We start from the raw sequence: 18,738 nt of genomic DNA, 5'->3' as shown, positions 1-18,738 counted from the left end.
GTGGAGACCGGCCGGGCTCCGCCGCACCGCGCACCCCGGGACGCGACAGGTCCCGGGGATGGGCGGTGGTGCGGGGGCCCGGGTCTCGGGTGTTGCTCAGGTCCCGGGGATGCGCGGGGCGGGCCCGGGCGTCAGGTGTTGCTCGTGCCCCACTCGTCCTCACCGGAGCCGCCGCGCCGGCCGCGCAGTCCCCGTACCCGTCCGGCCACGGATTCCGGCATGGCGTCGCCGACCTTCTCGCTCACCGCGGCGTAGGCCTTCCCCGCGTACTGGCGCCCCGTCTGGGCGGCGCTCTCGGCGGCATTGCGCACCGCCGGGTTCTGCGAGACCTCCCGCGCGGACTTCTTCAGCTGTTCGTAGCGTTCGCGTCCGGCCCGGGTCCCGAGCACGTACCCGAGGGCCAGTCCGACCACGAACGTGACCTTGTACCGCATGCCTGTCACCCTTCGTCGTGTGGTGCCCGGCCGGCTGGCGATACCGATTGGCGGAGCACCCCCCTGCTTGCGCTAATCTATGACTCGCAGCGGGCGCTCGCCCCCCGGCCATGCCGGAGGTGGGCTGTTCGATGCACCGCAGCAATCCCCTGTAGCTCAATTGGCAGAGCAGCCGGCTGTTAACCGGCAGGTTACTGGTTCGAGTCCAGTCGGGGGAGCGCGGTCCCCTGTAGCTCAATTGGCAGAGCATTCGGCTGTTAACCGGAGGGTTGCTGGTTCGAGTCCAGCCGGGGGAGCAAGAAGAAGAGGACCCCTGGTGGGGTCCTCTTTTTTTGCCCCGTCCGGGAACCGGGCAGCCCTCGGCGCGGTCTCTCTCCCAGGCGAAGCCGATCATGCGAGGCATCCGAGGCAGGAGATCGTATGAGCGGCTATGCTGCGGCAGACGGCGCGCACACATGTACGCGCCACGCCGTGAAGGGGCGGTAGCTCAGCCGGTTAGAGCAGCGGACTCATAATCCGTCGGCCGTGGGTTCGAGTCCCACCCGCCCCACCACCGCTTGATGGAGCAGAAACGTTCTGACCTGCATGTTCGCGATCCCGGTCCGTTCTGAATCTGGACTCCACATCTCACGGGGACCTGTTCTGCTACTCCAGGGGACGCGCCGGGGGACGAACTCCCGTCCGTTTTGAGGGGTTTTCGTCCGGTGTCTTCGGTGCGTGCTCGGGTGTGCCGGCCCAGGCGGATACGGCCATCGCTCCCGGATGGCTCGCCGCGCTCATGGCCCTGGGCATGGTGGGCGTCGCGGCCACATTGCAGTACCCCGTGCTCCTGGTCATTTCAGCTCTCGCCCTGCTCGCCAATTCGGGACCGTGGGAGTGAAGTCGTCGAGGGCTCCGAGTGCGAGGTCATCTGCAGCCGGCCCGGTGTGACAAGCCCGTGGACGGCCGTGGTGTGGGGCCCGCCATGAGCGGTTGAGTCCCCCGGGAAAGCCTCGTGCCTCTGCGTCGGGGCTTGGTGCCGGAGTGGCTATTCGAGGGTGGACAGGGCGCCGGCGACGGCGAAGCCCAGCACGGTCAGCAGGCCGGTCGCCTTGCCGCCGCGCTCGAACGCTTCGGGCATCATCGAGTTGGCGAGCATGGCCAGGACCGACCCGGCAGCAAAGGCCTGTGCGTAGCGTCCGTCGGCCCCGGGCAGCAGTTGCACGATCCCGTATCCGGCTGCGGCGCTCGCTGCTGCCACCGCGACCAGGGCCCACCATGTCCTGTAGGTCTGCCGAGGTGTTTGTCCCGCGGCGAGCATGCCCGAGGTCGCGCCGAGGCTCTCGGGCATGTTGGAGATGAAGACGGCGGCCAGGAAGGCGATGCTGACGTGCCCGCCGGCTGCGACCCCCATGCCCAGGACGAGCGATTCCGGAATTCCGTCGAGCAGCGCACCGACGACGATCGACCGGTCCGCCGAGCCCTTGGAAGAGCCCGAGGCGGCTCGGTCTACGAAGAAGAACACCAGGGCTCCGGCGGCCAGGGCGATGAACGTCCACACGCTGGGCTCGTGGCCCGGGGGGACCAGCTCGTAGGCCAGCGCGGCGATCAGCGCGCCGGATCCGAAGCCCATCACCAGCCCGACCCGGTGCCGGGGCGGCCTGCGGTGCACGGCCACCCAGGCGCCGATGACCAGCGAGACGGATCCTGCCGCTCCCCACAGTGCGGCGATCAGTACGTTCATGGCCACCTTCGATCATTCGTGGAGCGAAGCTCTCGTCAGGGTGTGCCGGCTGCTGTGGGGCCGCCGGTGTCCGCGGCCCGCTCCTCGGCGGCCGGGGCGGGTGACAGTGTGCTGCCGGCGGGGAGTAGTTCGGTCACGGCGAAGGAGATCACGGCCGCGAGGATGGCGAGGGGAATCATGGCGGAGCTGCCGAGCAGCAGCACCACGAGGACGACGCTGCTGACCGGTAGCCGCATGATGGCGGCGGTGGACGCGGCCATGCCTGCCGCCATCGCTGGGACGGCGCCCAGGCCGGGCAGGGGAGCCAGGAGCACTCCCGCCGCCGCTCCGAGAAAGACGGCGGGGAAGATGGCGCCGCCGCGCAGGCTGCCCAGGCAGAGGGCATAGGCGGTCGTCTTGAGGATCAGGACGGCGATCAGCGCACCGACGCCCCAGGCGTGCGGGTCGGCGGCCAGCTCACCGAGAGTGGCCTGGCCCGACAGGGCCACGTCTGCGGGCGGGCGGCCGGTGATCAGGGCATAGACGGCGGCGCAGGCCGCAGCACCCAGCGCGCACAACACGGTGCGGGGCAGCACCCCGCCGGAGACGAACGCCGCGACCCGTCGGCCCACCTCCAGGACCGGGTTCAGGAGCACGGCGAGGACGAAGCCGATGAGTATCGTCCAGAGCACGTCCGCCGGGTCCAGGTGGGGCAGGGGCGTGGGCAGCGTGAGGTTGAGACTGCCGGTTTCCAGGCCGGTCCAGTGGCCGATGCCGGTGAAGACCAGGCTCCCGATTCCGCTGGAGAGCAGGGCGGGGAGCATGAGGGCGAAGAGCTGGGGGCCGCCGATCCCCGCCACCTCGATGAGGAGTACAGCGGCGATCAGCGGATTGCCGAAGATCGCCGCGATGGCGGCTGCCGCACCTGCCGCGCCCAGCAGCGCGGTGGCTTGCGGGGTACCCGCTATCCGTGTGAGGCGCCGGAAGAGCAGGGCCAGGCCGCCGCCCAGAGCGATCAGCGGTGCCTCAGGTCCCAGGACCGCGCCCAGCGGCAGGCTCGCGGCCGCGGCGAGTACCACGCCCGGCAGCGCGGCCGGGGGCATCGCGCCGGCGTGCAGGCCGCCTGCGGGTATGTGGCCGCCTCCACCGGTCATGCGGGTGGCGATCAGGCCGACGAGCACGCCGGCGATCAGCAGCAGGGGCAGCGGCCACCACCATGGGGCCGTGTCCCAGCCCAGATGGTGCGGAATCTCCGCCCACAGGACGTGTTGCACTTCGTGGAGTGCGACGAGGAACCAGAACGCGACCAGCGACACCGGAATGCCGATGAGGGCTGAGTAGACGAGGACCCTGAGGTAGTCGGGAGAGCGGAGGAGCTCACGCAACCGGTCCGCCTCCCGAGGCTGACTGCTGGGACCGTCAACGGGTTGAGGACTCGGCTCCGTCATGGAAATCCCTCTCCTTAGCCCATGGCCGCGACCCCTTCGGGCAGCCACGCCAGGTGCCGCGCTTACGGCGCCCCCGTTGCGCCGGCCGGATTGCGCCGCCTGGGCGGTCGAGCGCCCCTCGTCTCGATGATCCGCCTGGCCGGCGGTCTTCGCCGCTGGAAGGCGTGTGGCAGGGCAGCGTCCGGGCCGCTGGGGCGATCCGCTATGCCGGTTCACGGCCCGTGCCGGTCAGCGGGCGCCCCCACGCCAAGGTCAGGAGCGGCCACGTTCCCCCTCCTGGCCGCTTCAGCCTCCGGCACGCGTGCCTGTCGGCCTGCCGGCGCGCGAGGCACCGTACGCTCGGCCCAGCCCGTAGGGGATACAGCGGCGCCGCCATGCCGGTGACCCCTGTGGTGCGCCTGCCGCGCGGGCAACAGGGTTACCCGGCAGGTTTGTACTGAGACAGGCCCGGCAGAGGGCGGTCAGCGCGCCAGGGGCGATCGGCGGAGGAACTTGAGCAGTACGGGTAGTGCTCGCCTTCACGTGCTGTTCGCCTCTGTGCGTGCGCTGGTGTCCGCGGGGGTCCTCGTGGCCGGCTACTTCCTGCTGCCCTTGGATTCCGTCTTCACCGCGACTACGGCCCTCGCGCTTGCCGGAGGCATCGCGGTGGTGGCGCTGTTCCTGGCCTGGCAGATCCGCCAGATCACGCGCTCCCCGTATCCGGGGCTCCGGGCCGTCGAGGCGCTGGCGGTGACCGGTCCGCTCGTCGTGCTGATGTTCGCGACGGCCTACTGGCTCATGGAGCACAGCGCCTCGGACAGCTTCAGCGAAGCACTGTCGCGCACCGACGCGCTGTACTTCGCCATGACCGTGTTCAGCACGGTCGGGTTCGGCGACATCACCGCGCGCAGCCAGCCGGCCCGGCTGCTCATCACGGGGCAGATGACGGTCAATCTCCTGCTGGTCGGCGTGGCCGTCCGGCTCATGGTGCACGCGGTCCAGGAAGGCAGGCGAAAACGGGACCAGCCGACAGCCGGCGGCGATGACACCCCGCCCGCTGCCCGCTGACCCCGCTCTGGGGCCCCGGGTCGATCCGCCGTCTCAGCTCCGAGCCGCGGTCCCGCCGCCGCTCAGATAGCTGTCGATGTCGCGGGCGGAGCGGTAGCCGCTCTCGATTGCCCCGTCGATGAAGCCGCGCCATACGCTCGCGGAGTCGGCGCCCGCGAAGAACAGCCGGCCTTCGGTGGTGCGCAGGTCCGGCAGCACCTTCGCCAGCTGTCCGGGCCTGAAGATGCACCAGGTGCCGAGCGCTTGCGGGTCGGTGGCCCAGTCCCAGCCGACGATGCTTTCCACCTCGACGCCCGGCAGGAGCGGCTGCAGCGCCGTCTGCATGCCCTGGACGTCGTCGAACTGGCTCATCTGCAGCTTGTCCGGGTTGGCGGAGAACACGATCAGCCACGAGCCTTCCGAGCCGTGGGTGTAGGTCACCAAGAAGTTCACCGCCTGGGCCTCGGGGGCCACGATGCTCACGTTGCCGATGTCGCCCTTCACCCGGACGAAGCATTTCCTGCCGGCACCCGCGTGCCGGTCGGCTGACGCGGTCCGCTTGATCTCGGACAGGCCGGGCTCGAACTCCACGCTGTTCAGCACATTCATCGGCAGCGCGATCAGGGCGGTCGGAGCGCTGACGCTCTCGCCGTTCTCCAGCTCGACCTGCACTCCGCCGTCGGTCTGGCTGACACGCCGGACCGGCGAGTTGAGGCGGATGTCGGTCAGGGTGGCCTGCCCGGCGATGGAGTTGATCAGCTCGCGTGTCCCCTTCACCAGCTTCGTCTGCGACAGGGAGGCCATGGCCTGCGCCGCGCTGTACCCGGCCAAGGCGTAACACCGGAAGATCTCGGACGCGCCGGACTGATCGAGGGGACCGAACGCGACCAGGCAGCACATCCCCTCCACCCAGTCCCGCAGCACCGGCTCGGCCTTGAAGGAGTCGAGCAGGTCACGCATCGACCGCCCGCCCAGACCATCCGGGTCCGAACTCACCGTTTCCAGGAACGGCTCCGGGAACAGGCTCATGCCCGGGGCGCAGAACTCGTCGAACGCCTCCAGCGCCCGCTCGACATCCTCGTCGGACAAGTCCACGACGCGGCCATCGGAGACGACCGCCTGCCGCAGCCCCTCCAGCACCGGGAACGTCTCCGTCTCGACCGCGTACCGGTCGACCTCCGACCACACGTGTGGCTGCATGGGGTGGACCCACGTGCCGCCGAACTCCATCGGGTGCCCGTCGTGGTCCTTGGTCCAGGTCCGGCCGCCCAGGCGGTCACGCGCTTCGACCAGGACCGCCTGGCGCCCGCGCGCCGACAATTCACGCGCGGCCGTCACGCCCGCGAAACCGCCGCCCACGATCACGACATCCACTTCAGAATCTGACGTCGCCACGTTCTGCTCCCTTACCGTCGTCTGGTCTGACTCGCGAGCCACTATCCGGGAATGGGCGGCAGCCGGTCGCGCGCCACGCTCTGCCTGAATTTCGTGTCTTCTCGGTTGATCTCGTGTGGGTACGCCGACGCCCGTGTCACGCTGCGCACATGCCCACTCTCAGCCCACGACGAAGAACTTCATGAACGGCGACCGGGTTCTCCAGGTGGCCGCGAAGCCGGCAGGGAAGGAGTAGATGCCCCCGGCAACGACCTCGATCTTCTCGCCGTCAGGGGTCTCCAGCTCCGCCTCACCCTCGATCACGTGGAACGTGTCGGTGGCCGCGGGCTTGTAAGGGAATTCCGCGCCCTCTACGGGGCCGATCCTCCACAGCCCTGACATCTGGCCCTCTTCCGCCTGGACGAGCCAGTGAATCTCCCCCGTCTCCCGGCCGTCCTCAACATAGGGTTCCCACGACTGGGCCGTTACCGATGAGCTTGCATAACCCTCAGTGTTCGTCATTTGTCCCTCCATAGGGAGGCGGGCCGCTGGCGACTTTCCGCACGCTTGCGACAAGGCAATGTCGAGCCAGCCCATCCGCTCACACCGTCGATATGGACGGTGGCGTCCCGGCACGCGGGCGACGGGCCGCCGGCAACGGAGAACGCTGATTCTCCGTATGAGCCTTCTGGTCGCATTCCCCGCGCATACACCACCGTACCCACGCTCCCGGCTTCCAGCCCGCCGTACTCCTAGGACCCCCGGGAACAGGAGGAGGGCATCGCCGCCGGAGCAGGGACCAGCACCGCAGAGAGCGCCAGCGGGCGCCAGGGGACGCAAGGAAAGGAACAGAGTGACAAAAGGGGAGTGGGAGAAGCGCATGTCATCTGACCTGGGAAAACGTCAGAGATCCGCTTCGGACCGCAAAGGCCGCCAAGATCCCGAGAGGACTCACAATCCGTCGGCCGTGGGTTCGAGTCCTACCCGCCGCGCTGTGAGCCGCAGGTGCAGAAACGATTGCACCTGCGGCTGAGGCATTTCAATCGCCTCTCGCGCCGTCAGGTGAGGGCGCCTTTCAAGGTGTCGAGCGTCTCGGCCGCCAGGCCGCGCAGGAACTGCGGGCACACCCACCCGTCCAGGGGCTCGTCCCCGTTGCCGTCCTCGTCCCCGTCCCAACCGTGCTGCTCGCCCAGCTCGGCACGGCCCCCGGGGCTGCGCAGGAGGTAGCCCACCTCGCTCGCGTGGTCCGGGTCGCCGGTGTCGGGGTGCGCGCCCGCGGTGCGGGCGCACGGGCGGTCATCCAGCAGGGGAACGGCCTCCTCGACCCCCTTGACCATCTCCTCCAGCACCGATTGCTCGGTGATCCTCTCCGACGCCGCGTACCAGCAGGTCGCGTTCATCGTGACGAGGAAGCCCGCCAGCGCTCCGTGGGGCGGCGGCGCGGGCAGGAAGGCGGCCTCATCCGTCAGGACGTCATGCGGGTCGCAGTAGGGGTGGTCGTTGACGATCTCCGAAAGGGTCCCGACGGCGCTACGGTGGTGCTCCGGTGCTCCGGTGCTCCGGTGCTCCGGTGCTCCGGTGCTCCGGTGCTCCGGTGCTCCCGCGGGGATGCGGCGAACGGTGAGCGGGGCGACCACGTCCACGACGAGGCGCGCCCAGCAGCCACGTTGGCCGGGCAGAGCACCCGCCCGGCGCCGGCGGCCTCCCCGGCGGCCGCCGCGGCGGCTTCCGCCGTTCGCCGGTCACCAGCCCGTGGTCACCGTGCCAGATCTCGTGCCCCAGCGCGTCCATCGCGGCCTCGTACGGATGGCCCTCGTGGGAGAGCAGGGCCTGCTGCCCACAGTTCCCGGGCGGCGGCCCGCAGGGTGTCGAACATGCCCCTCGGCTACGGGGCCCGGGGCGGCTGCCTGGGCCGCCGCACCGCTCCCAGCACCTACAAGATCACCGCCCCGACTTCCTGCCGCCGGAGCTGATCGAGGCCAAGATCCGCACCCTGGGCGGCTGTCACCCGGACGAACCGGACGCGGACCGCGACCGTCTTCCCCCGCCGTCCTGGAACACCGCTTCGGCCCGTCCCTGCTCCGCCTCTGGGCCGAGCAGACACCGCTCCCGGGTACGTGACCTGCGCGCAGTAGGGGGTGGGCGGGGAGGCGTCAGACCTGGACGGCTGTCGGCTGTTGCGCGGCGGCTTCGGCCGGCGCGTGCGCGCCCGGCTGCGAACCGCCTCTCGCGGCGGGTCCCTCCGATACGGGGGGACCGCCCGCCCGGAGTTCGGCCAGGCCCGAGCTGATACCGCGCTTCAGCAACCGGGAGAGGGGGCGTTCGACGATCCGGTGCACCAGGTAGGCGGCAACCAGCATGCCCACCGTGACCAGCCCGACCAGGGTCCACTTCGGGATCCGGTCGTGGAGCAGCCTGATGGCCGTCCACCCGATCGCCTCGTGCAGCAGGTACAGGGGATACGTCAGGGAACCGGCGATCGTCAGCCAGCGCCAGCGGATGCGAGAGAGCCAGCCGAGGGACACCGCGGCCATCACCGCGTAGCACAGCACGATCATCACGTAGGCGGGCCAGGCCGGCAGGTGCCGGCCGCCGAGCGCCGGGTCGATGTCCTGCTGGTGGGTGCGGGCGTAGATGAGGGACAGCACCAGGCTGACGCCGATGATTCCCCAGAGCAGCAGGGTCGGCCGGAAGCGGTACATCAGGTAGTAGGCGAGACCGGCGATGAAGAACGAGGAGATCCATGGCATCGCGATCACGCGGAGAGGGCCCCACTCCATTGCGACACTGCCCAGTCCCGCCACCGTCCACAACATGCAGAAGGCGACCACGCGGCGGTAGGTGAGGCCCCGCCGGACGACGAGGCCGAACAGCAGGTAGAAGCAGAGCTCGTACCAGAGCGTCCAGTACGAGGCGTCCACGTTGGTGATATGCATCGCACCCTGAAGCATGGTCAGATTCGCCAGCACCTCGTGCGCGTGCAGTGGGCGGACCACCATCGGCCATGCCGTCAGCACGGCGGTGGTCGCCAGCACCCCGAACCAGTAGGCCGGGTACAGGCGGACGACCCGGGACGTGAAGAAGTCGCCCAGCCCCCGCCCCCAGGTGCTCATACCGATCACGAAGCCGCTGATCAGGAAGAACAGGCTGACACCCGTCCACATGTAGGCCCCGAACTTGGAGGCCAGCGGGAAGACGTGGGCGATCGGGCGCGACCATGCGTTGGCCGCCCCGGCGGCGGCGCCGCCGTAACCGACGTAGTGGTGGAACACCACCATCAGCGCGGCCAGGATCCGCAGTCCGTCCAGCACCACGAGGCGCCCACCGGCCCGCGCGTTCCGCCTGCGACCGCCACGGGCCGCGGCGGGTATGCCCCGCGCAGGCTGATTCGTTGACTCCACGTGACTTTCCCCCAGGGTTCCGACCTGCCCCGAACTTCATGGCGGCGGACTGTTTTGGTCTACGCGGCGAACGGGGGTGCTCGGGGGATTGTAAACCAAGTACGCCCTGTGCGCGGGGCATCGAGGGCGCCACCAACCAGGCCCCCGGCGTCCCCGGCATGCGCCGAGTCCGCTACCGCGAGCTACCGAAAGTGCGCCCTCAGCACGCCTTCTCCGCCACCGCCGTGAGCGTGTTCAGACTCGACGCCACTGCACCGGACACAACCAGCCCCACACTCGCAGCGGCAGCGGCAGCGATGCCGGTGTCGGGATGCCAGGAGCGCGGCGAGGGCCAGGATCGCGAGGGCCGCACCGCCGTCGAGACGGGCTTCGGCGTTCGCGTCCCGTGCCGCCTCGGACACCTCCGCGCGCACCCGGCTCTGGCGAGTGCGGTTTCGAGCCGGGCGTCGGACAGGAACGGCGCACCGCTTTGGAGCTTGACGGTCGCCTGGCACTTGATGCTCTCCGGGACCGCCGGATTCGCCGCGACGCTGGTCGGTTTGACGGCGTTCTGTACACCGGCGACCTCCGTGTTCTGCGCCGTGCGCCCTGCGGCACCGCGGACACGGTGACCGAGCCGAGCTGGGACGCCAGTGCGCCCATGCCCCAGCCCGATCAGCAGGAGGGGGACGGTGACGACTTCCGCGCCGGCGTCCGCGTAGGGCACGCCCATCATGACCACCGCTCCCACGATCAGCGCGAGGACCCCGAGCGGCACCACGCGCCGCGGCGAGACGTTCGGGGGGAAGCGAGAGACCCGGGTCGTGGCTGCCGGCACGTGCACCGACAGCGGCGGAAGGGAGGCGCCCGTCGCCAGTGCCGACAGGCCCAGGGCGACGGACAGGTAGAGCGGGACGACGACGAAGAACGGGCCCATCTGCTGTAGGAGGTACTGGAAGAAGAATCAGACCCCCGGACCTTGCCGCCGGGGATCGTGGTATTTCCCGTCCGGGATGACATGGATGCATGGTCCCGGCCGTGCCGGGTTCCGCAGGGCCGACCGCCCGGCAGTCAACCGGACGGGGCTACCTGCCGCGCCTAGAAGTTCTCCGTCTCGTCCATCAGGTGGTGCAGGACGTCCCGCAGGCTCTGGCGGCGGGCGAAGACCGCGCGCTGGCGGTGGGCGCCCGAACCGTCCCGCAGGAGGGCGGCCAGCGTCTTGGCTGCGTGGTCGAGGTCCCCGGCAGCGGCCAGTTCCGGGGCGACCAGCTCCAGCAGGCCCTCCGCGAGGTCGGCCGCCGGGAGTTCGGTGCCCGTGTACGGGTCGAGGGCGAAGCCCTCCAGGCCGTCGTGGGCGGCGCGCCAGCGGGCCAGGCGCAGGACGTCGTCGCGCAGGGCCGGTTCGGGCCGCCGCTCCCCGGTCTCGCGCAGGGCCGTGGCGACCAGGGCGCGGGCGAGTTCGGCCTGCAGGACGGCCGTGTCCAGGTCCGGGGACATGTCGGGCGCCCGGATTTCGAGTGTCGGCCAGCGTCCCGAGGGACGCAGGTCCCAGTAGACCATCTTGGTGTCCAGGGCCGCCCCGGAGTCGAGGAGGGTCTGCACCGAGCGGTGGAAGTGGGCCGTGGACGTGAAGTGCGGGGGCAGTCCCGCCGAGGGCCAGCCCGACCAGGCCATCGCCCGCCAGCTGGCGTGGCCGGTGTCACGGCCGCCCCAGAACGGCGAGTTGGCGGCCAGCGCGATCAGCGTCGGCAGCCAGGGCCGGACCCGGTTGGACACCGCCACCGCCGTGTCCACGTCGAGCGTGCCGACGTGGATGTGGCGCCCGCAGCTCACCAGGGTGTCGGTGAGCGCCCCGAAACGGCGGTGCTGCTCGCGCTGGCGCGGTGTGTCGTCGGTCAGGTGCAGCGGTCCCTCCACGGCCAGGACCGGCGAAGGGGCGGCCAGCAGCCGGCAGCCGTGGGCGCGGGCCGCGCCCCCCAGGGCGCGCCGCAAGGCCGCGAGCTCCTCGCGCAGTTCGGTCGCCGAGTGGGCGACCGGGGTGGCGATCTCCACCTGGTAGCGGGTGCCCTCGGCGTGTATCGCGCCCGGCAGCCCGGAGGCGGTGGCGAGGACGAGCGGGGCAGCGGGGACCAGCCGGAAGGTGCGGGCGTCCACGAGGAGGAACTCCTCCTCGACGCCGATGGTGAGGGGAGCGGCGGGGCGCACCGCGTGGTGCGCGGTGCCGGTGCTGGCGGTGCCTGTGCCAGCGGTGCCTGTGCCAGCGGTGCCGGTGTTCGGGGTGCCGGTGCTCGCGGTGCTGGTGCCAGGTTCGATCACTACGCCTCCCTGGACATACGAGTCTTTTCATCATGAGCCGAACACGACGGCGGAAGCGCACGCCGATTCGGTCAAATGTCCGGTGGCAGTGGCGGGTTACCGGCAAGCGCCCGGCCGCCCCGGGACGCCGGAGCAGCATGGGCCGACTGTTGCGGATGTGTGGCGGGGGGGCGCAGCCGCCCCGGGGGCGGCGCCGGACCGGTGGTTATCATCCGCTGTGACTCGTACGACCGCCCCCGCCCCGGCCCGACGGCGCATATTCGCCGACCTCACCCCGCTGCGCACGTCCCCCGACTACCGCCGGCTGTGGGTCGGCGGCACGATCTCCACGGTCGGGCAGGCGATGACCGCGCTCGCGATCTCGCTCCAGGTCTACGACACCACCCGCTCCAGCTTCTCCGTGGGACTCGTCGGACTCTTCTCCCTCGTCCCGCTGATCGTCTTCGGCCTCTACGGCGGCGCCATCGCCGACACCGTGGACCGGCGCAAGCTCGGCCTCTACAGCTCGCTCGGCGCGGCCGCACTGTCGTTCGCGCTGGCCGCCGCCGCACTGCTCGGCTACCACCGGGTCTGGTTCCTGTACGCCGTCGTCGCGCTGCAGGCGGTGTGCGGGGCCCTCACCGGGCCCGCCCGGTCCGCCATGATCCCGCGGCTGCTGCCGGCGGAGCAGCTGCCGGCGGCCAACGCCCTGAACTCCGTGACGATGACCTCCGGGATGATGGCCGGCCCGATGCTGGGCGGTCTGATCGTCGGATGGTGGGGCTACCAGGCGGCGTACCTGATCGACGCGGTGACCTTCGCCGCCGCCCTGTACGCGATGTGGCGGCTGCCGTCGATGCGGCCCGACCGGGCCGAGGGGGCGCGGGGGAAGGCGTCCGTCGCCGACGGCCTGCGGTTCCTCGGGACCCGGCCCAACATCCGGATGACCTTCTTCTCCGACATGGCCGCCATGGTGCTGGCGCATCCCCGGGCGCTCTTCCCGGCCGTCGCCGTCCTGTGGTTCGGCGGCGACGCCAAGACGGTCGGCCTGCTGGCGGCCGCGCCCGCCGCCGGGGCGCTGCTGGGCGGTCTGTTCTCCGGCTGGCAGGGCCGCATCCGCCGGCACGGGCTGGCGATACTGCTCTCGGTCGCCGCATGGGGGCTGGCCATCGCCGTCTTCGGGCTGACCCGGAATCTTTGGCTCGGCCTGTTGTTCCTGGCCCTGGCCGGGTGCGCGGACACCGTCTCGATGGTGTTCCGCAGCACGATGCTCCAGGCCGCGACCCCGGACGAGATGCGGGGCCGCCTCCAGGGCGTCTTCATCGTGGTCGTCGCGGGCGGCCCCCGCCTCGGTGACTTCCTCGCCGGAACCGTCGCGGACCTGACCTCGCCGACCGTGGCCATCACGGGCGGGGGCCTGGCCTGTGTCCTGGTGCTGGGACTGCTCGCGCTGCGGTGGCGGGACTTCGCCCGCTACGACGCGCGGTCGCCGCAGGCCTGACGCCCGTCAGACCCCCGGGGCCGGATCCGGGGGCGCGGCCACGATGCCGCGGGCGACCCCCAGGGCCACGAGGTCCTGCGGGCGGATGCGGAGCTGGTCCGCCGTGGCCGCGGCGGCCGCCGGCGGCCGTTTGAGGATGGCGGCCGCCATCTCCGGGGCGATGACCGAGAAGTAGCTGTCCGGGGTCACCCAGGTGTTGCCCGGCGCGGCCAGGGCCAGGGCGCCGCCCGAGCCGCCCTCGCCGATCACGAGGGTGGTGACGGGGACGGTGGCGGCCGCCACCGCGGCGAAGGTGTCCGCGATCGCCGCGCCGGCGCCCGCGTGTTCGGCGGCGGCGTCGTTCGCGGCGCCGGGGGTGTCCACCAGCGTCAGCACGGGGATGCCGAGCCGGTCCGCGAGCCGGATGACGCGGGCGGCCGTACGGTACCCGGCCGGGCGGGTGGCGGTGCCGCACTGGGCGGCGTACGCCACCACCCGGCCCCCGCGCAGCCCGAATCCGCACAGCATGCCGGGGTCGGTGCCGCCGGCCCGGTCCCCGGAGAGGGGCAGGCGCAGGGTGAAGTGGGCGTCCAGGTAGGCCGGGGCGTGCGGTCGGTCCGGGTGGCGGGCCCGGCGGACGGCGTCCCAGCCGGTCGCGGGGGGCGGGACGGCCGCCAGCGCGGCCGGGGGCTCCACGGGGCCGTCGGGACGGGGCGCGGTCAGTACGCGGAGCCAGTCGGCGAGGGTCGCGCGGAGCTCGGTGGCGGGGACGACGGCGTCCACGTGACCGGTGGCGTACTGCCCCTCGGCGCAGTACGCGGCCGGGTCGGCGTCGGCGGGCCGCACCCGGGAGCCGGCGAAGCCGACCTGGGCCCCGGGCAGCGCGAGGACGACGTCCGCCCCCACCCCGAGGGTGGCCCAGCCGCCGCCGGTGGTCGGGTCGCGCAGGACGGCGATCTGGGGGAGGCCGGCGGCCCGGGTCAGGACGCACTGGCGTGCCACGCGCTGGAGCTGGGTCAGGGCGAGCATGCCCTCCTGCATCCGGGAGCCGCCGGTGGCGATCAGGGACAGGAGGGGAAGGCCGTGCTCGCGGGCGTGGGTGTACGCGGCTTCGAGCCGGTCTCCGGTGCGCTGGCCGAGCGATCCGCCGAGGAAGCCGAACTCGAAGGAGACGACGGCGGCTTCGCGGCCGCCGATGCGGGCGGTGCCGGTGACGACGGACTCGTGCTCGCCGGTGCGGGTGGTGGCGCGGGCGCGGGAGTCGTCGTAACCGGCCCAGGCCAGGGGGCCGTCGGGCGGTGACTGTCCGGCGGGAGGGGCGAGTTCGGCGAAGCTGCCGGGGTCGGCGACGGAGGCGATGGCTGCGCGGGCCGAGAGGCGGGTCGTCGTCACGGGGCCACCCTAGGGCTGGGCGGGATGGAGGAGCAGCCCCGGGTGGGCGGGGGCGTGGACCACAGCCCCGGGGCTCCGCCCCGTGCCCCGCGCCTCAAGCGCCGGCGGGGCTGGAGAGTCCGGGGCTGCGCCCCGCGCCCCGCGCCTCAAACGCCGGCGGGGCTGGATGGTCGGCCCCGCGCCTCAAGCGCCAGTGGGGCTGGGTGGCTGGCCCCCGTCTCAACCGCGGGCGGGGGTGGGTGGTTCGGCCCTGCGTCTTGGACGCCGGTGGGGGTGGAGAGTCCGGGGCTCCGCCCCGTGCCCCGCGCCTCAAACGCCGGCGGGGCTGGGGGTTGGCCCCGCGGCTCGGACGCCGACGAGGCTGGATGGTTGGCCCCGCGCCTCAAACGCCGGTGGGGCTGGGGGTCGGCTCCGCGGCTCGGACGCCGACGAGGCCGGAGGGTCGGCCCTCCGTCCCAACCGCTGGCGGGGCTCGGTGGTCGGCCCTGCGGTTCGGGCGCCGGTGGGGGTGGGCGGGGCGTTCAGGGTTTGGCCGGCTCGGGTGGTTTTTGCGGGCGGTGGGGTCAGAGGGGGGAATGCCAGGTGATCGTCGTGCCCCTGGTGCCCGGGGGTGTGCGGCCGTCGTCCGTTACCGTCAGGACGACCCGGGCGGGGGTCGCGTCCACCGTCACCTCGATGGAGGTGACCTCGCTGCGCCGGTGCGCCGCCGCCAGGGCGCCGCGCAGGGCGGCCAGCAGATCGCCCGCCACCGGTTCCGCCACCAGGGCGTCCACCGCCCCCGCGAAGTGCACCGACGGCTGGAAGCCGAGCAGCACCGCCGCCCCGCCCGTCTCCCGCAGGACCCGTCCCCGGAAGGTCGTCGGAGCGTCGGTCGGGGGCTGCTGGAGGGCGAAGATGGCCGTCCGGACCTCCTGGATCGTGGAGTCCAGCTCGTCGACGGCCCGGCCGAGCTCGTCACCGACGGTGTCCCCGTCCGGAGCGTTGGCGGAGCGCCGCCGGGTGGACTCCAGCATCATCTCCGTCGCGAACAACCGCTGCACCACCAGGTCGTGCAGGTCCCGGGCGATCCGGTCGCGGTCCTCGTACACCGCGAGCTGCTCCCGGTCGTGCTGGGCGTCGGCCAGCACGAGGGCCAGGGCCGCCTGCGACGCGAACTGAGAGGCCAGCAGCCGCTCCACCGCGTCGTACGGGCGCCCGCCCCGGGCCCGCGGCAGGGCCAGGGTGCCGATCAGCTGGCCGCCGCTCTGGAGCGGGAGCATCATGCTGGGCCCGAACCGTTCCCGGACGTGCGTGGTCATCCGGGGGTCCGTGGCCGAGTCCTCTATGAAGACCGGCTCGCCGCCCAGGAGCTGTTCCAGCACCGGCGAACCGGGGGCGATCGACGTTCCCACCAGGTCCCCGGGGTCCCCCTGCGCGGAGGCGGCCACGATCTCCATGCCGCCCTCGGGGGTCGGCTGGAGCACCACCCCGGCCGCCGCGTCCGCCAGCAGCCGGGCCCGCTCGGCCACGCACATCAGCGCGTCCGCCGCCGGGCTGCCGGCCAGCAGGGTGGTGGTCACGGCGGCGGCGCCCTCGATCCAGCGCTCGCGCCGGCGGGCGGTCTCGTAGAGCCGGGCGTTGCCGATCGCTATCCCCGCCTGCGAGGCCAGGACGCGCAGCAGGGCCAGGTCCTCGTCGGTGAAGGAGCCGCCGCCGCGCTTCTCGGTGAGGTACAGATTGCCGAAGACCTCCGTGTGCACCCGGATCGGGACGCCCAGGAGGCTGTGCATGGGCGGGTGTCCCGGCGGGAAGCCGGCCGCCCGCGGGTCCCGGGTCAGGTCGTCCAGCACGAGCGGGCGCGGGTCGTTGATGAGGGCGCCGAGCAGCCCGGAACGCCCGTCCGGCAGGCGCGGGATCGCGGCCCGCTCGGCCCCGGTCATCCCGGCCGTGAACAGGTCGGTCAGCCGGACGCGCTCGGGGTCGACGACCCCGAGCGCTCCGTAGCGCGCCGAGCAGAGCTCGGCCGCCGAGTCCACGATGTGCTGGAGCGTGGCGTGCAGCTCCAGCTCGGAGCCGACGCTCAGCACCGCCTCCAGCAGCAGGGGGAGACTCGCCTGCTCCCTCTCCTGCTCCGATGCCGATGCCGATGCCGATGCCGATGCCGACGCCGGATCCGGGGCCGACGCCGGATCCGGTTCGCCCTGCGTCATCCGGCCAGCGGGTTCAGAACCATGGGGGCGATCTTCCCTTCCAGCATCGCGCCGAGGCCGAGCACGGCGCACACGTCCGGCCGCTCCGCGATGGCGACGGGCATGCCGGTGGCGTCGCGGAGCATCTGGTCCAGGCCGGGCAGCAGGGCGCTGCCTCCCACCATCATGATCCCCCGGTCCGTCAGGTCCGCGACCAGGTCCGGCGGGCAGTCCCGCAGCACCTTTCCGATGCCGTCCAGGACGGCGGTCAGCGGAGTGTGGATGGCGTCGCGCACCGCGGCGGTGTCCACGTGGACGGAACGGGCCAGTCCGGTGGCCACATCGCGGCCGTGGATGAGGGTGGAGGCCGGGCCGTCGGCGGTGATGCCGTTGCCGTGCAGGGCCACCTGCAGGGGCCGGACGGCCTGGCTGGGCAGCATCAGCTCGTGCGCGTGGCGCAGGTGCTGGACCACCGCGTGGTCGATGGCCTCGCCGCCGACGGGGATCCGCTGGGCGGTGACGATCGAGCCGAGGGACAGCACGGCGACCTGGGTGGCCGCGGCCCCGCACACCATGATCATCGTCGCGGTCGGCTGCTCCACGGGCAGGCCGCAGCCGACGGCCGCCGCGATCAGGGTGTCCACCAGCTCGACGCGACGGGCGCCCAGCCCGACGAGGGTCTCCACGGTCGCCCGCTGGGCCAGCGGGTCCGCATCGTGCGGGGTGCAGGCCGCGGCCCGCAGGCGCGGCTTGCGGCGCAGGGCGCGCCGGAGCTTCTCGCCGAGCAGGTGGCGCAGCATCCGCTGGGCCATCTCGATGTCGACGACGGTGCCGCCGGAGACGGGACGCACGACCCGGATGTAGTCGGGTGTGCGGCCGGTCATCCGTTCGGCGAAGGTCCCGACGGCGATCAGCGCCCCGGTCCGTGTGTTCACCGCGGCGACGCTGGGCTCGTCGACGACGAGTCCGGCGCCCTTGACGTACACGCGGGTCCTGGCCGCGCCCAGGTCGACGGCGACGTGGCAGCGGCGCAACTGCTCAAGACTGACGGTCACGACAGAACCTCCCGAGAGCACTGACGCAGGAGACCGGCTGAGTGCCGGTCGCTTTATGTATCATCCCGGGCATTTCGGGCTTGGCGCCCGTTGTGATGCTCCGGCCGGGGGGTCGGTCGCGCGTGCAGGGGGGTGGATTTCTGTACCGACAGGCAGCAGCATGCGCGCACCGCACGCGCTACCCGCGCGTAACAAGGTAAAGGGGACCCGATGCTGACGGCCCGCCAGAGACCATGGGCACTCCTGACACTCTGCCTGGCGCTGTTGGCGCCCCTCCCCGCCCAGGCCGCCGCCCCGGCCGCTGCCCAGGCTGCCGCCCAGACCGCCGCCCAGGCCCCCGCCCGGGCCGCCGCCCGGGCCGCCGCACACGCCTCTGAACAGGCGTCATCGCGCAATCCGGTGGTCTTCGTGCACGGCTACAACGCCGATCCGGGTGTCTGGGGGAGCCTGCGCGAGGACCTGCGGGCCGCCGGGTACGGCGACACGGAACTCTTCTCGTGGGGCTACGACACCCACCAGTCGGTCAACGAGGTCCTCTCCGGCCGGCTCGGTGCCTACGTCGACGAGGTCCGCCGCCGGACCGGCGCCGCCAAGGTCGACATCGTCTCGCACTCCTTCGGGTCGCTGGTCAGCCGCTGGTACGTGAAGTTCGGCGGCGGCGCGGCCACCGTGGACCGCTGGGTCTCGCTGGCCGGCCCCAACCGGGGCACCTTCACCGCCTGGGCCTGCGCGCTGTGGGACCAGGCGTGCCGGGACATGACCCCCGGCTCCTACGTGATCCGGAACCTCAACACCGGGGACGAGACCCCGGGAGCGGTGAGGTACGCGACCTTCTGGTCGAACTGCGACGAGGTCGTGAACCCGGACGACAGCGTCCCGCTGACCGGAGCCGCCAACACGCCGGTCGGCTGCCTGGCGCACAACGACCTGCTCGGTGACGACGCCACCTCGGCCGCCGTCCGCTCCTTCCTCGCCTCCTGAGGA

General features: G+C 72.2%; 15 protein-coding genes, 3 tRNA genes and 1 pseudogene. 7 read left to right on the top strand and 12 right to left on the bottom strand.

Features of this window, described 5'->3' with window-relative positions; genetic code table 11:
• Positions 1–131 precede the first annotated feature (131 nt).
• Entirely contained in the window at positions 132–434 is a 303-nt protein-coding gene (locus tag AMK16_RS15390; RefSeq protein ID WP_073914908.1) for a hypothetical protein, read from the bottom strand.
• A 145-nt stretch (positions 435–579) separates the two neighbouring features.
• Between AMK16_RS15390 and AMK16_RS15385 the strand changes: the two genes are divergently transcribed.
• From AMK16_RS15385 to AMK16_RS36230, 4 genes are all read left to right on the top strand, one after another.
• Positions 580–652, top strand: a tRNA-Asn gene (locus tag AMK16_RS15385).
• Positions 653–657: 5 nt separating this feature from the next.
• A tRNA-Asn gene (locus AMK16_RS15380) sits at positions 658–730 on the top strand.
• Between the two features lie 180 nt (positions 731–910).
• Positions 911–987: transfer RNA gene (locus AMK16_RS15375), tRNA-Ile, on the top strand.
• 174 nt (positions 988–1,161) lie between these two features.
• Positions 1,162–1,314 carry a hypothetical protein gene (locus tag AMK16_RS36230; RefSeq protein WP_158071220.1) on the top strand — a complete coding sequence of 51 codons (153 nt, stop codon included), beginning with the start codon at positions 1,162–1,164 and terminating at the stop codon, positions 1,312–1,314.
• Positions 1,315–1,461: 147 nt separating this feature from the next.
• Here the strand turns inward: AMK16_RS36230 and AMK16_RS15370 are convergent, their stop codons facing one another.
• Together AMK16_RS15370 and AMK16_RS15365 are read right to left on the bottom strand one after the other, a co-directional pair.
• Positions 1,462–2,157 carry a ZIP family metal transporter gene (locus AMK16_RS15370; protein WP_073914906.1) on the bottom strand — a complete coding sequence of 232 codons (696 nt, stop codon included), beginning with the start codon at positions 2,155–2,157 and terminating at the stop codon, positions 1,462–1,464.
• 35 nt (positions 2,158–2,192) lie between these two features.
• On the bottom strand, positions 2,193–3,584 hold the full coding sequence (locus AMK16_RS15365; RefSeq protein WP_073914904.1) for a chloride channel protein: 1,392 nt from the start codon (positions 3,582–3,584) through the stop codon (positions 2,193–2,195).
• A 522-nt stretch (positions 3,585–4,106) separates the two neighbouring features.
• Between AMK16_RS15365 and AMK16_RS15360 the strand changes: the two genes are divergently transcribed.
• On the top strand, positions 4,107–4,631 hold the full coding sequence (locus AMK16_RS15360; protein WP_242438735.1) for a potassium channel family protein: 525 nt from the start codon (positions 4,107–4,109) through the stop codon (positions 4,629–4,631).
• 33 nt (positions 4,632–4,664) lie between these two features.
• On the opposite strand, the gene AMK16_RS15355 is transcribed toward AMK16_RS15360, so the two are convergent.
• The 6 genes and pseudogenes from AMK16_RS15355 to AMK16_RS15330 all read right to left on the bottom strand — a co-directional run bounded on the left by AMK16_RS15355 (position 4,665) and on the right by AMK16_RS15330 (position 11,680).
• The gene (locus AMK16_RS15355) at positions 4,665–6,005 is read right to left on the bottom strand and encodes a flavin monoamine oxidase family protein (protein ID WP_158071219.1); all 1,341 of its coding nucleotides are present in this window, start codon (positions 6,003–6,005) and stop codon (positions 4,665–4,667) included.
• Positions 6,006–6,164: 159 nt separating this feature from the next.
• Positions 6,165–6,506 (bottom strand): cupin domain-containing protein, encoded by a 342-nt coding sequence (locus AMK16_RS36225; protein WP_073914899.1) that lies wholly within the window; start codon positions 6,504–6,506, stop codon positions 6,165–6,167.
• Positions 6,507–7,042: 536 nt separating this feature from the next.
• A complete protein-coding gene (locus AMK16_RS15345) occupies positions 7,043–7,627 on the bottom strand; it encodes a hypothetical protein (RefSeq protein ID WP_073914897.1) in 585 nt (194 codons plus the stop codon).
• A gap of 510 nt (positions 7,628–8,137) precedes the next feature.
• Positions 8,138–9,298 carry an acyltransferase family protein gene (locus AMK16_RS15340; protein WP_107417145.1) on the bottom strand — a complete coding sequence of 387 codons (1,161 nt, stop codon included), beginning with the start codon at positions 9,296–9,298 and terminating at the stop codon, positions 8,138–8,140.
• Between the two features lie 269 nt (positions 9,299–9,567).
• Positions 9,568–10,328 (bottom strand): annotated as a pseudogene (locus AMK16_RS35055) (hypothetical protein); the annotation flags it as partial.
• A 134-nt stretch (positions 10,329–10,462) separates the two neighbouring features.
• Entirely contained in the window at positions 10,463–11,680 is a 1,218-nt protein-coding gene (locus AMK16_RS15330) for a carboxylate-amine ligase (protein ID WP_079191520.1), read from the bottom strand.
• Between the two features lie 217 nt (positions 11,681–11,897).
• Between AMK16_RS15330 and AMK16_RS15325 the strand changes: the two genes are divergently transcribed.
• Positions 11,898–13,160: an MFS transporter gene (locus AMK16_RS15325; protein WP_073914893.1), complete on the top strand. Its 1,263-nt coding sequence runs from the start codon at positions 11,898–11,900 to the stop codon at positions 13,158–13,160.
• A gap of 6 nt (positions 13,161–13,166) precedes the next feature.
• Here the strand turns inward: AMK16_RS15325 and AMK16_RS15320 are convergent, their stop codons facing one another.
• The 3 genes from AMK16_RS15320 to AMK16_RS15310 all read right to left on the bottom strand — a co-directional run bounded on the left by AMK16_RS15320 (position 13,167) and on the right by AMK16_RS15310 (position 17,754).
• Positions 13,167–14,531: a carboxyl transferase domain-containing protein gene (locus AMK16_RS15320; RefSeq protein WP_073914890.1), complete on the bottom strand. Its 1,365-nt coding sequence runs from the start codon at positions 14,529–14,531 to the stop codon at positions 13,167–13,169.
• 563 nt (positions 14,532–15,094) lie between these two features.
• Positions 15,095–16,720, bottom strand: coding sequence for a GAF domain-containing protein (locus tag AMK16_RS15315; RefSeq protein WP_079191518.1), 1,626 nt, complete (start codon positions 16,718–16,720; stop codon positions 15,095–15,097).
• Positions 16,717–17,754, bottom strand: a complete 1,038-nt coding sequence (locus tag AMK16_RS15310; protein ID WP_073914889.1) for a rod shape-determining protein — start codon at positions 17,752–17,754, stop codon at positions 16,717–16,719. Before AMK16_RS15310 ends, AMK16_RS15315 begins: the two co-directional genes overlap by 4 nt.
• A 210-nt stretch (positions 17,755–17,964) precedes the next feature.
• On the opposite strand from AMK16_RS15310, the gene AMK16_RS15305 reads away from it, so the two are divergent.
• Positions 17,965–18,735 carry an esterase/lipase family protein gene (locus AMK16_RS15305; RefSeq protein ID WP_079191517.1) on the top strand — a complete coding sequence of 257 codons (771 nt, stop codon included), beginning with the start codon at positions 17,965–17,967 and terminating at the stop codon, positions 18,733–18,735.
• Positions 18,736–18,738: the final 3 nt, after the last annotated feature.

The organism is Streptomyces sp. CB00455, assembly GCF_001905445.1.
In the GTDB taxonomy this organism is placed as follows: domain Bacteria; phylum Actinomycetota; class Actinomycetes; order Streptomycetales; family Streptomycetaceae; genus Streptomyces.
This window is presented reverse-complemented; position numbering and strand designations above follow the sequence as displayed.

Excerpts from the sequence above, each read along its gene's own strand:
- AMK16_RS15305 (WP_079191517.1), top strand. The coding sequence starts at position 17,965 with ATGCTGACGGCCCGCCAGAGACCATGGGCACTCCTGACACTCTGCCTG.
- AMK16_RS36225 (WP_073914899.1), bottom strand. The coding sequence starts at position 6,506 with ATGACGAACACTGAGGGTTATGCAAGCTCATCGGTAACGGCCCAGTCG.
- AMK16_RS15390 (WP_073914908.1), bottom strand. The coding sequence starts at position 434 with ATGCGGTACAAGGTCACGTTCGTGGTCGGACTGGCCCTCGGGTACGTG.
- AMK16_RS15315 (WP_079191518.1), bottom strand. The coding sequence starts at position 16,720 with ATGACGCAGGGCGAACCGGATCCGGCGTCGGCCCCGGATCCGGCGTCG.
- AMK16_RS15370 (WP_073914906.1), bottom strand. The coding sequence starts at position 2,157 with ATGAACGTACTGATCGCCGCACTGTGGGGAGCGGCAGGATCCGTCTCG.
- AMK16_RS15365 (WP_073914904.1), bottom strand. The coding sequence starts at position 3,584 with ATGACGGAGCCGAGTCCTCAACCCGTTGACGGTCCCAGCAGTCAGCCT.